The organism is Nostoc sp., from assembly GCF_041747015.1.
Classification (GTDB): domain Bacteria; phylum Cyanobacteriota; class Cyanobacteriia; order Cyanobacteriales; family Nostocaceae; genus Nostoc.
Map to the genome: position 1 here is coordinate 1 of NZ_JBGTFY010000061.1, position 10,509 is coordinate 10,509.

11 protein-coding genes and 1 pseudogene are annotated in these 10,509 nt (G+C 40.8%); 3 read left to right on the forward strand and 9 right to left on the reverse strand.

From position 1 onward, the window contains the following. Positions 1-1,271: amino acid permease (locus ACEW80_RS04535; RefSeq protein WP_373525445.1), on the reverse strand; the 1,271-nt coding region annotated here is incomplete at its 3' end. 121 nt (positions 1,272-1,392) lie between these two features. After that, positions 1,393-1,530 (reverse strand): annotated as a pseudogene (locus ACEW80_RS04540) (pyridoxal-5'-phosphate-dependent protein); the annotation flags it as partial. A gap of 209 nt (positions 1,531-1,739) precedes the next feature. Here ACEW80_RS04540 and ACEW80_RS04545 point away from each other — a divergent pair. Beyond that, on the forward strand, positions 1,740-2,123 hold the full coding sequence (locus ACEW80_RS04545) for a DUF4346 domain-containing protein (RefSeq protein ID WP_373525446.1): 384 nt from the start codon (positions 1,740-1,742) through the stop codon (positions 2,121-2,123). A gap of 59 nt (positions 2,124-2,182) precedes the next feature. Here the strand turns inward: ACEW80_RS04545 and psb32 are convergent, their stop codons facing one another. Then, a complete protein-coding gene (gene psb32 / locus ACEW80_RS04550) occupies positions 2,183-2,920 on the reverse strand; it encodes a photosystem II repair protein Psb32 (protein WP_373525447.1) in 738 nt (245 codons plus the stop codon). A 406-nt stretch (positions 2,921-3,326) separates the two neighbouring features. Here psb32 and surE point away from each other — a divergent pair, with 406 nt between their 5' ends. Beyond that, the gene (gene surE, locus ACEW80_RS04555; protein WP_373525448.1) at positions 3,327-4,007 is read left to right on the forward strand and encodes a 5'/3'-nucleotidase SurE; all 681 of its coding nucleotides are present in this window, start codon (positions 3,327-3,329) and stop codon (positions 4,005-4,007) included. A 219-nt stretch (positions 4,008-4,226) separates the two neighbouring features. Here surE and ACEW80_RS04560 read toward each other — a convergent pair whose 3' ends face one another. Next, on the reverse strand, positions 4,227-4,526 hold the full coding sequence (locus ACEW80_RS04560) for a hypothetical protein (RefSeq protein ID WP_373525449.1): 300 nt from the start codon (positions 4,524-4,526) through the stop codon (positions 4,227-4,229). 436 nt (positions 4,527-4,962) lie between these two features. Between ACEW80_RS04560 and ACEW80_RS04565 the strand changes: the two genes are divergently transcribed. Further along, positions 4,963-5,121: a hypothetical protein gene (locus ACEW80_RS04565; protein WP_373525450.1), complete on the forward strand. Its 159-nt coding sequence runs from the start codon at positions 4,963-4,965 to the stop codon at positions 5,119-5,121. Between the two features lie 158 nt (positions 5,122-5,279). On the opposite strand, the gene ACEW80_RS04570 is transcribed toward ACEW80_RS04565, so the two are convergent. The 5 genes from ACEW80_RS04570 to ACEW80_RS04590 all read right to left on the reverse strand — a co-directional run bounded on the left by ACEW80_RS04570 (position 5,280) and on the right by ACEW80_RS04590 (position 10,205). Further along, positions 5,280-5,954 (reverse strand): HupE/UreJ family protein, encoded by a 675-nt coding sequence (locus ACEW80_RS04570; RefSeq protein WP_373525451.1) that lies wholly within the window; start codon positions 5,952-5,954, stop codon positions 5,280-5,282. A 295-nt stretch (positions 5,955-6,249) separates the two neighbouring features. After that, complete coding sequence (locus ACEW80_RS04575) at positions 6,250-7,050, reverse strand: SGNH/GDSL hydrolase family protein (RefSeq protein ID WP_373525452.1); 801 nt, start codon at positions 7,048-7,050, stop codon at positions 6,250-6,252. A gap of 30 nt (positions 7,051-7,080) precedes the next feature. Next, a complete protein-coding gene (locus ACEW80_RS04580) occupies positions 7,081-7,260 on the reverse strand; it encodes a hypothetical protein (RefSeq protein ID WP_373525455.1) in 180 nt (59 codons plus the stop codon). A gap of 223 nt (positions 7,261-7,483) precedes the next feature. Then, positions 7,484-8,842: a (Fe-S)-binding protein gene (locus tag ACEW80_RS04585; protein WP_373525453.1), complete on the reverse strand. Its 1,359-nt coding sequence runs from the start codon at positions 8,840-8,842 to the stop codon at positions 7,484-7,486. 49 nt (positions 8,843-8,891) lie between these two features. Then, positions 8,892-10,205 carry an FAD-binding oxidoreductase gene (locus ACEW80_RS04590; RefSeq protein WP_373525454.1) on the reverse strand — a complete coding sequence of 438 codons (1,314 nt, stop codon included), beginning with the start codon at positions 10,203-10,205 and terminating at the stop codon, positions 8,892-8,894. Positions 10,206-10,509: the final 304 nt, after the last annotated feature.

Consider the following 10,509-nt stretch of genomic DNA (forward strand, 5'->3'; position numbering starts at 1 on the left):
AGGGCTAATGCCACTCCAATCATTACAATAAGTGTCACCTTACCACCAGGAACAAGTGGTTGATTTACGCTATTTGAATTTTCCTGCTCTTGACGTTGCTTCCAACTCATTAACGCCGGAATAATCCCACCTAAAACTGAGACACTGAGCGTTCCTGTGTAATCTAAGGCAGTAAAGAAGATGTTGGGATTGAGCGTTCCGAGGGTCATAGGAGGGAAAAGAACCAGGGAATAAAGGTGTAGGCGATTAGAAAAGTCGCCCTCTGTAATTAGGGAAATATCTTTGAACAAATCCAGCAATCCGTACACAAAACCAATGAATGATGTGACGATCGCAAACTCTGAGAAAATTAATACTAGCACTCCTAACCATTCCCCCGCACCACCCGTTCGCAAAATTTGCAATGGGTCAAAAACAGATGTGTCATGTAGCATATCAGGGCTGACGCTTCCCAAAATTACGAAATTCCACGCCAAGAGCATGATTAGGGGAATCAATGAACCAATAAAGATGGACTGACGAATTTTGCAGACATCTCCTTCGAGTTGCGTCACAACCACAGGCACAACGTTTTGGAAAAACAGTGACACACCCATAACTGAAACGGCATTACCAAGGACACTCCAATCTTGAATTAAGAATGTAGCACTTTTAACTTGCCCTCCTGCTAGCAACAAGAGTCCCAAAAAGGAAACGATGACAATTCCGACAAAGGCGCTGTTTAATTTCTCAATCAACTTTTCTCGCCCAAGATACATAATGCCACCAAATAAAACCGTGAAAGTCGTTGTACCCACCCAGGTTGGCAATAGGTTCTGCACACCCCAGACTTTTGCCACCGCAGATATTAAAATTTCTCCACCTTGGGTAATGTATGCCACCAAAAGAGCATAGTGTATAAATAAATACGCGCCACCAGCAATTCGCGCTCCCAGTTTACCAAGGGTTTTCTCAATAATTCCCAACAGACTTACACTCGCACGCCCCTCTAAACGCATGGTGTTTAATGTGACTTCTGCAACCAACAAACCTGAAACTAAAGCATAAAGCCAAACAGCAATCAGCCCAGATGTGGATGGCACAATACCAGACGGCAGAGTAACCGCTGGTAGAGCCAAAATCCCAGCCCCAACGGTGGTTCCCGCAATCAGCGCCGTACTCCCCAATACACTACCTGGTTGATGATTGAGTTTATTTCCATCAAATTCCAGGTGAGAAAACAACCGAGTGATTTGCTCTGAATCCTTGAGAACGGCCTTTATGGTGGTCATACTGAATATCGGCATCTAAACAAGGAGACAATAAGGACATAATATTAACATAATGTAAATATTATTTACAAAAATCCTTAGTTTACTGTTTTCTTAGTTTAAATCTAGTGGGAAATAAGCGATCGCCAACTTCTTCGATCAGTTCTAAAGCAGTTGTACCTTGTCCGGCAATTATATCAGGATGGTCGTAAGCAGGAATGAGTGTTGAACCTCTTTCTTGTGCTATAGTTTGGGCTAATTCTTCTCTGTTTGTTTGTCGAAAGACGCTATCTGGATAGGTGAAACTAAAAAATGATATCAAGTTAACGACAAGCCTAACTACCCCATCTGGTTGTACATTAGCTATACCAGCTTTTATTTGCCTTCAAAAATATCTGAAAGATATCAAGAAGACTAAGGAAGATAGGAATTACACTTGATGTAGAGTGTAAAAACCCTCAAGAAAGAAAATTTCTTTTGATAATGCTTATGGATTTAATAGTTAAAGATTTAGCCGCAATTGATGATAAACTTTCACAGCGTCATATTGACCTTGATCCCGGTGGATATTTGATTATTTACTTGGATCGAGACGCAGGGTTAATCTATGCCAAGCATTTTACAAATGTGATTGACGATCGCGGTTTAGCAGTCGATCCAGAAACGGGAAAGGTAATTCCAGCACGAGGAAAGGTAGAACGAACTCACACGACAGTTTTTAGCGCGAGGACGGCGAAAGAACTTTGCGTAAAGATTTTTGAAGAAACTCAGCCCCCTCCTGTAACTCAATTAGATCATGCAGCTTATTTAGGTCGAGAATTTGTTCGAGCTGAGGTGGCTTTAGTTACAGAGCAAGAGTATGTTCAAGATTAAAGTTAGGAGTTAGAAATTTCTAACTCCTAACTCCTAACTCCTAACTCCTAAGTCTGCCATTACCCATTAGATGATGGCTGATTTATCTGATAGATATAGTAAGTCGCCATTGGAATAACGGTGGCGGCAATTAACAATCCTACTACCCAAGCAATAGCGTTACCTTGATCGGTTTCTTCTGCTTTCTTGAAGGTGCCTTCTACCTGTACATTGTCAATGATTTTGGGTGGGCCTGGATCGGGTTTGCCGGAGAGGACAGCAACAAGGCGATCGCTTGCATCTAGAAATGCCTGATTATATTTGTTACCATTGCGTAACGGCACACTTACTGTTTCAGTAGCTACACTCTCGGCAATAGAGTCAGTAAGCATTGGCTTGATTTGATCCCCAGTAATAATGGCAGTACCATTGGTAATTGTATCCAGCACCAGTAAGGTTTGATTAGCTTGGGCTGCTTTTGTCGGAAACCATTTTTCAAACAGCGCTTTGGTGAAACTTTGCGGTGTTTCACCGTAGTCGAGGCGGCGAACAGTAACAATTCTGACCTGCTTATCTGTTTGCTTTGCCAAATCCTCGAAAGCGCTGTTAATCTTACCTTCATTCAAACGGCTGATGACTTCACCTTGATCGACAACCCAGGTATTATTCCCGGCTGTAAGGTTGGGTATTTGATACACACCTGTGGCAAAAGCAGGTGCGGCTAACAGCGAAGCTGCTAAAATGACCGTCACCAAAGGTAGAATTAGCCGGAGGAGGTGTTTTTGACTGCTAAATACTTGTTTGAGGAGCTGTTTCATCGTATGAACCCTAAGACAGACTTGCACCAAAAATACTACAGAATCACTGTAAAAATCACCTCATTCCCAGTTTTCTCTAGTATCAAGTTTCTGCTACTGCCAGCAGATATATATTTATTTATGGATTTTTTGATTACACCAACTTGTTTTGAGGATGGCTACAAGTATTAACCTGACGCTAACACTTTTACTAGTGACAATAAGCACCGTCCATTGGGGAATTAACCCAAATATTTAGGGCGGAATTTGCAAACTACTTAGAGATCATATCGTATTATTAATATTTTTGGCAGAATCAAGCATATTTTTTCATATCTGCAAGTAGCTTTTCCTGCTCTACCTATTGATGGATGATATCTGCATTTTTCTGAGATTTTAGCTAAATCTATATCAATATAATAGATACATGACCATAATTTTAACTAACGACGATGGCATTGATGCCCCCGGTATCCAAGCCCTGCTCAAAGCTGTAAACGGCAAAAATGCTATTATCGCTGCTCCTGTTGATCATCAGTCTGGCTGTGGACATCAAGTTACTACCACTCGTGCCATCAACGTCCAGCGACGTTCTGAAACTGAATATGCGATCGCCGGCACTCCTGCTGATTGTGTGAGAATCGCCATAACACAAATCACAGTAAATGTCAAATTTGTGCTTTCAGGTATCAACGCTGGGGGCAACTTGGGAGTAGATTCGTATATTTCTGGCACAGTTGCTGCCGTGCGGGAAGCTGCAATGCACGGTATTCCCGGAGTTGCCATTTCTCAATATCGCAAAGCCAAGCAGAATTTTGATTGGGATCTAGCCGCCAAATTCACAACCGAAGTTTTAGCGGACTTACTTAAGCGTCCCCTAGAATCGGGAACCTTTTGGAATGTAAATTTGCCACATCTGCAACCAGGAGAACCAGATCCTGATGTGGTGTTTTGCCAACCCTGTACCAAACCTTTGCCCATCAACTATCGCATTGACGGCGATGATTTTTATTATGTAGGGGAATATAGTAAACGCGATCGCACTCCTGGTAGCGATGTGGATGTATGTTTTTCTGGCAATATCGCCGTAACTCAGTTAAGAGTTTAATATTAGTAATTATTTTACCGAAACAGAATTCAGAATGAATTCTGTACGACTGGCGGACTTCGGCGTGAGCGCTCAGTCGAACGCTGAATAAATGGGTTTAAGACCCCCACAAAATAAGAAAATTTGGTGGTCTTCAAGACGCTCTCTACGAGACGCTAAAAGCGTAGCTTGCTTCTCGTAGAGAGCGTCGCGTCTTGATTCTGACTTCTGAATTCTTCTTTACTCATCTAATCCTTGAATTACAGACATCAACCGATCTAAAGTTTGTGTCAGTTGGTTGAGTTTTTGTAGTGAATCATGCTGAGATTCAGCAAGAGTCTGCACAACATCACACAATGCGACAATTTGATAGCCTTGCTGTTGCACCTGCTGTCCCTGTGCTTCGACTTGTATGCTGATAGTCTCCAATCTTTGGGCTAGACGTTCAATTGTCTCACTTGTAGAGAGTACTGCTTCTCCAATTTGCTCAACAATAGATTCCAAGCGATTTATTTTTACTTCGATTCCTGCTGAAATCATTTCTTTACCACCCTAATTTTTTTTGAGAGAGCATCTTAATAAAATTCCTATTAGCAATTGGAATAATTAATCTCACTACAAACATTAGATAATACTGTCATTCCGATACTATGTATGATTTTGTTCTTTAATGCCTCTACCCAATGTTGTGTTTAAATACTTAATTTATTGCAATGTTTAATCAGTATTATTGACCACATATTTAAATTTAAATTGATTAGTTACCCCTCCAAGATATAGCTAAAAAAATTTAGCATCAATTTATACAATACAATCCTTAAAAGCTGAAGTAATTTAAGTAAATGTAAGGTTTAAATGGATACTTTTAATAAAGCTAACTTTATAGTCTAATTAAGTTTCAGCAATTATACCTTGTTGCTTAACATTTGGCTCGACAATTCATCAAACACTATTGACAAGCATTTTATTCAGTGTCATGTCTCAAATCGAGGAACTTAAATTTACCCTTGATTCTTCAGTACAGCCTAAATTTAAGCATTATTTGGACATTTTGGATAGCTTAGTAGGACTATTAATTTTATTGATCTTGTTTGTGCGATCGCGATCGCTAGCAAAATTGATCATCCAGTCCTAATTTCCTTTACTCAAGAATGCCATGCACTCCAAAGAGGACGCTTTTGTGTTCGCAAATTCCACTCAATAGTTAGATCAATTAGAAGGAACACAGGGTAGGGATGCACATCTGTGTACTCCCTACAAATGCCTGTATTCTGCTAAACGGAAATATTTTATTTAGATTATCGAATTGCTCAAAAACACGATGCCGATCGCACAGAAAGAGAAGCCAGCAATGCGAATTTTCCAGGGTAAAATTTGGTTTATTTCTCTCATACCAATTGCACCAGCAATTTCTCTGGTACTCATGGCAACCGCAAACAAAGTTAAAGTAATGCCGACTATATAGGCAACCAGTGGCATTATGCCTGCGCCAATAATAGATTCAGCATCAGCGTAACCCTGAAATAAACCAGCACTGACACCCACCAAAGCAAGTATTATAAAGTTTGGTTGATTTGGCATCATTAGCATAGTACCAAAGACGATTGTAGAAATGGCGAACGCTATTTCTGTGCCTGGTAAATTTAGCTGGAATGTATGAATTACAATGCCTAAAACTGACGCTAAGATAAAACATCCAGCTATCACAGCGCCACGAACAAACACAGATGAGAGTAAGCCAATAGCAACAATACCAACTAAACAATCCAAGCTAATTACTGGATCTGCTAGTCCCCAGAGAAAGCCTTCCCAGCAGTTAGAGATGGTATGATCAACTGGTGTTCCACTTAATGAACTCAGTAAGCTAATTAAGATTAGAGCCGCGATCGCTCCAATATGGCGACGCATTAACGTCGAGGTATAAAATTTCTCCCCAGCACGGGAAACTGATAGTTTAGTTTTGAACATCACTATATGCCAAATTAGTTTTTTCGGTAATTTATACTGCCCACATACCAAAAAAAACTAACGTGGTAATTACGCTAGATCATACTAACTTCATAAAGTTATATGAAGAGTACTGAGTAAAGTAAAATCATAATTGTTGTAAAAGTCCTCTCCTATCAGTGCCGCAGCTACGCCCGTCGTAGACATCGCTACCAATACGGTTCGGTTAAGGTGCATAGTCCTTAAAAAGGCGGAAATAGAGCCATAGCCCCCCTTTTTAAGGGGGTTGGGGGGATCAAGTTGCGCTTTTCCTGCCTTATATCTTTCTGACGATGTACTCAACCAATTTTTGAATTATTTCAGCATCTGTTTCACTTAAATTTTCCAACTCAATTCTGGTGCCCTCTTGTGGAGTACTAAATTGACTACTATATATACGACGACTCAACCCTACCGGACTACCGTCATAAAATGTTGAATAGAATACACACGCTGCTACATATGAGCCAATAGGACTAGGATGGCTTTTATCTGAACTATAAAGGTTCAATTTTAGATTTGCTTCCTGAATTTTTTGCCAAGCAATTCCTACAGGAGCAACTTTGGCTTTCAGTTCTCTAGCAATTCTCATGTATGAATTAGTCAATATCTGTTGCGTTTCTGGTTGATTTTGCCTTGCCCAAGTCAAGTAGAACACTGTTTGGGAATTAACTCGCTTAATCTCGGCATCAAACAGACTGGCGTACTTGTACATTTCCTTTGGATTAGTAATCGGTAAGGTACTCTGCTCTTGCAGTACTACGTAGTCCCATCGTTTAGCTTTCAGCAGCTTGAGTGCTTCACCATGTCTCCAATGGCTTTTGAGCGAGGCTCCACCAACCACAACCATTTCAGTTTCCAGCGTTCTAGTTTCTTTTGCCGACTCAGCTAACTCTTGTGTCAACCAAGGAAGATCATTGACATAGGTATAGCTGTTGCCAATAAATAAAACTCTGATTGTCTGCTGTTCAGTTGCTTGAAAGGAATTTGCCTCAGTCGGCTTATCTATAAGCCTAAACAAAGCAATCATCAAAAAGAGGAATAAACATACATATACTATCTTTGTGCTTATCATCATTCCTGAAACTTTTGCAGCATAACTTAATTATTAGACAGGCTTTTTCAAAAAATAGTTCTGATTTTTATCGCCCATCTTAAATAAGTTACGTCGTTCTTCCACACTCAGAGTTACGAGAAAAGGCAACTTTGTTTGAATAATCTCAAAGGCTGCTTTAATTTCTTGGATATCTGCTGGAGAAAGAGAGGCGGTGATATTTTGGTAAGACATGAGATATTTACCCTAGTGAATCTGTTTGTTATGATTCCCATTGGTAAATGCGATGTCTACCACGGGCTACGTCTACGCACAGTCTTAAGAAATGGGGAAATTAACTTCACTTCCATTCATTCCTCTCTCCTCGTAGGCTACGGTATACATACAAGTTCTAGTAAACTACTAAGGGAACGGATTATAGAGAATAAGCTTAGAAAAAAGCCTAACGCACCCTTATTTATGACAATTTCAACTTTTCACCCCGAATCGAATAATCTAATAACTCCATCGGGTGAATAACTGAAATCTTCTTACCTTGTAATTGCAAATGTTTCGTAATTTGCAAAGTACACCCTGGATTAGCAGAAGCAATTAACTCAGCACCAGTATTTAACAAATTCTGTACTTTTTGCTGACCCAATTCATCAGCCACTTCCGGTTGCAGCATATTGTAAACCCCAGCGCTACCACAACACAAAGCCGCGTCTATTGGTTCTGTCAACTTCACCCCTGGAATTTGCCGCAATACCTGACGCGGTTGTACGCTAATCTTTTGGCCATGCAATAAATGACAAGCATCTTGATAAACCAAATTCAAGGGTTTATCAGTCAATGGTGAAAGTTTGGCTGTTAACCCAACGGTTGCCAAAAACTCTTGAGCATCTTTAACCTTAGCTGCAAAATCCTTCGCCTTTTCCCAATATTCAGGATCATCTTTTAAAATGTGACCGTATTCTTTCAAAGTATGACCACAACCAGCAGCGTTGATAATTACAAAATCTACATCAGTATTAGCAAAACTATCAATCATCTGCCTTGCCAAAGCTTTCGCCTGTTCTGTTTGTCCTTGGTGTTCGGGAAGCGCCGCACAACAACCTTGAGATTTCGGAATGACAACTTCACAACCATTCGCCGTTAAAACTCGCACCGTCGCTTCATTGACTGAAGAGAAAAACAACCGTTGCACACAACCCAAAATTACCCCGACTCGGTAACGCTTTTCACCTTGAGCGCTGATGACAGTAGGCAAATTATCTTGAAAAGATTTGAGAGTAACTTCTGGCAGAATTGATTCCATTGCTGCCAAACGGGGCGATATTTTGTTGAGTAAACCTGTAGCGCGAAAGAATTTAGCAAACCCTAACTTTTGATAAACTAACAACGGAACTAATAAAAATCGTAAAAGATTGGGATAGGGAAACAAAGAAAATATTAGTTGACGAAACAATTTGTCTGGCAAACTACGGGGATAATTCCGTTCAACTTGGTGACGAGTTGCAGAAATCAACTTGTCATACTGCACACCAGAAGGACAAGTACTTACACAAGCAAGACATCCCAAACAAGAATCAAAATGTTCTACTGTTGCTGTATTCAGGGCAATTTCACCCTGATTAATTGCATCCATTAAATAGATGCGTCCTCTAGGAGAATCCATCTCTTTGCCAAGCACCCGATAACTCGGACAAGTTGCGAGACAAAACCCACAATGTACACAACTATCAATCAACTTCGGCTCAGGCGGCTGATTCTGATCAAACCCCTTCAGATTCTTGAAACTAGCTGTATTATTAACAGAATTTTCTGAAACTTGCATAATGATTTATTTTCCCCTCTTCTTTAGCGTCCTTGGTAGTTCGTTAAAACTAAATTCCACCCACAAACCGACCGGGACTTAAAATATTCTTATTATCAAATTGTTCTTTAATGCGGCGCATCAACGGCAAAGCGTTGCCAGTATAACCCCAAACATCTATTTGTTCTTTAACTGTGACTGGTGCTTCTAGAATTGTTAAAAAACCATTGTAAGCTTGAGTGCGATCGCGCACTTTCAAAACCTGATTTTTATCCTCTAATTGTAACAAACCTAAACCACTACCAACATGAATCAAACCCAACTCTACCTGAGTCAAAATCTCCACAGCAGCAGTAGGTAACACTCCTATTTTGCAGGTAATTACCGATTCTGTAGCAGCAGTATGTATTCGTTCTTGCAATCTCTGCCATAAATTAGTTTCATCACCATCTGCAAAAATTGCCCCATCTAAACCTAACTTTTGCCCAACTTCCAAAACTCGGTTTGACTGTTCTTTAACACTCTCACTAATACTTTGAAAGCGGGCGATTAATCCCAGCCCTTGACCCAAGCCTAAACTAGATACCAGTTTAGCAGATAACAAATCCGCCTGGACTGGTGTTAACGCCGAACCTCGAAGGATATCAGCCGCTTGAGATACAGTCTCCGCCGTGCCGGTTAGTACCACCGTCCCCGATGCCTCTGGTAGCGGATACACCCGAAAAGTTAGTTGACTAATGAAGCCTAATGTGCCATAAGACCCAGTAAACAACTTCATCAAATCATATCCGGCCACATTTTTGACTACTCTTCCCCCAGCTTTGGCGACTTGTCCATCAGCACGCACAAAGGTAATACCTAGTAATTGGTCGCGCACACTACCATAACGTTGCCGCAAAGAACCTGTATCACCTGTGGCGACAATACCGCCAATGGTTGCTGACTCTGGTGCTGTGGGGTCAATGGCAAGAAATTGCCGCGAGTTTGCCAAGAGTGTTTGGAGATGAGAAAACTTCATCCCAGCTTCTACCGTGATTGTCAAATCGCCAACAGCGTGTTCAATCAGTTGGTTAATACGTTCTGTACTAACTACGACATCAATGCCTTTAGCTAAACCGCCCCAGCTAAGTTTACTGCCACTACCGCAGGGGAGTACCCGCCAGTTGTGACTGTGAGCGGTGGCAATAACTGCGGCTAGCTGTTGTTGGGTACGGGGATAGACGATACAACTGGGATAATTCCCAGAAGCTACAGCCTGTTGGATACGTTTTTGCTGAGTTAATTCGATATTTTCCCACAGGCAGACAGCATTTTCTTCGCCGACGATAGATGCAAGATGAGAAGCGCAGACGGCTTGCGGCTTGTCGTTAGACATCGTTTTGATTTAGTTTATTTTTTACACCCTACCTCTAATTTACTGGTTAACCTGACCAAAAAAGCGCATTGCTATTAATATACTTAGGTAAGTTTGCTCCGAATTCATCGGCAAAATCTACAACTTTCAATTTTTCAGGTCTGGTTCTAACCCTAAAACTTCTCCACCTTACACATCTCCGAAAACTCAAAGCCTTTATGTGGCTAGGCTATAGGACGTAAATGCAATCATCCTAAATTAGCTAGTCTGTACGAAAAAATAAGGCTTTGAGATATTTACTGTTGATAATTAGGCAAAAACATCTAGTTATATG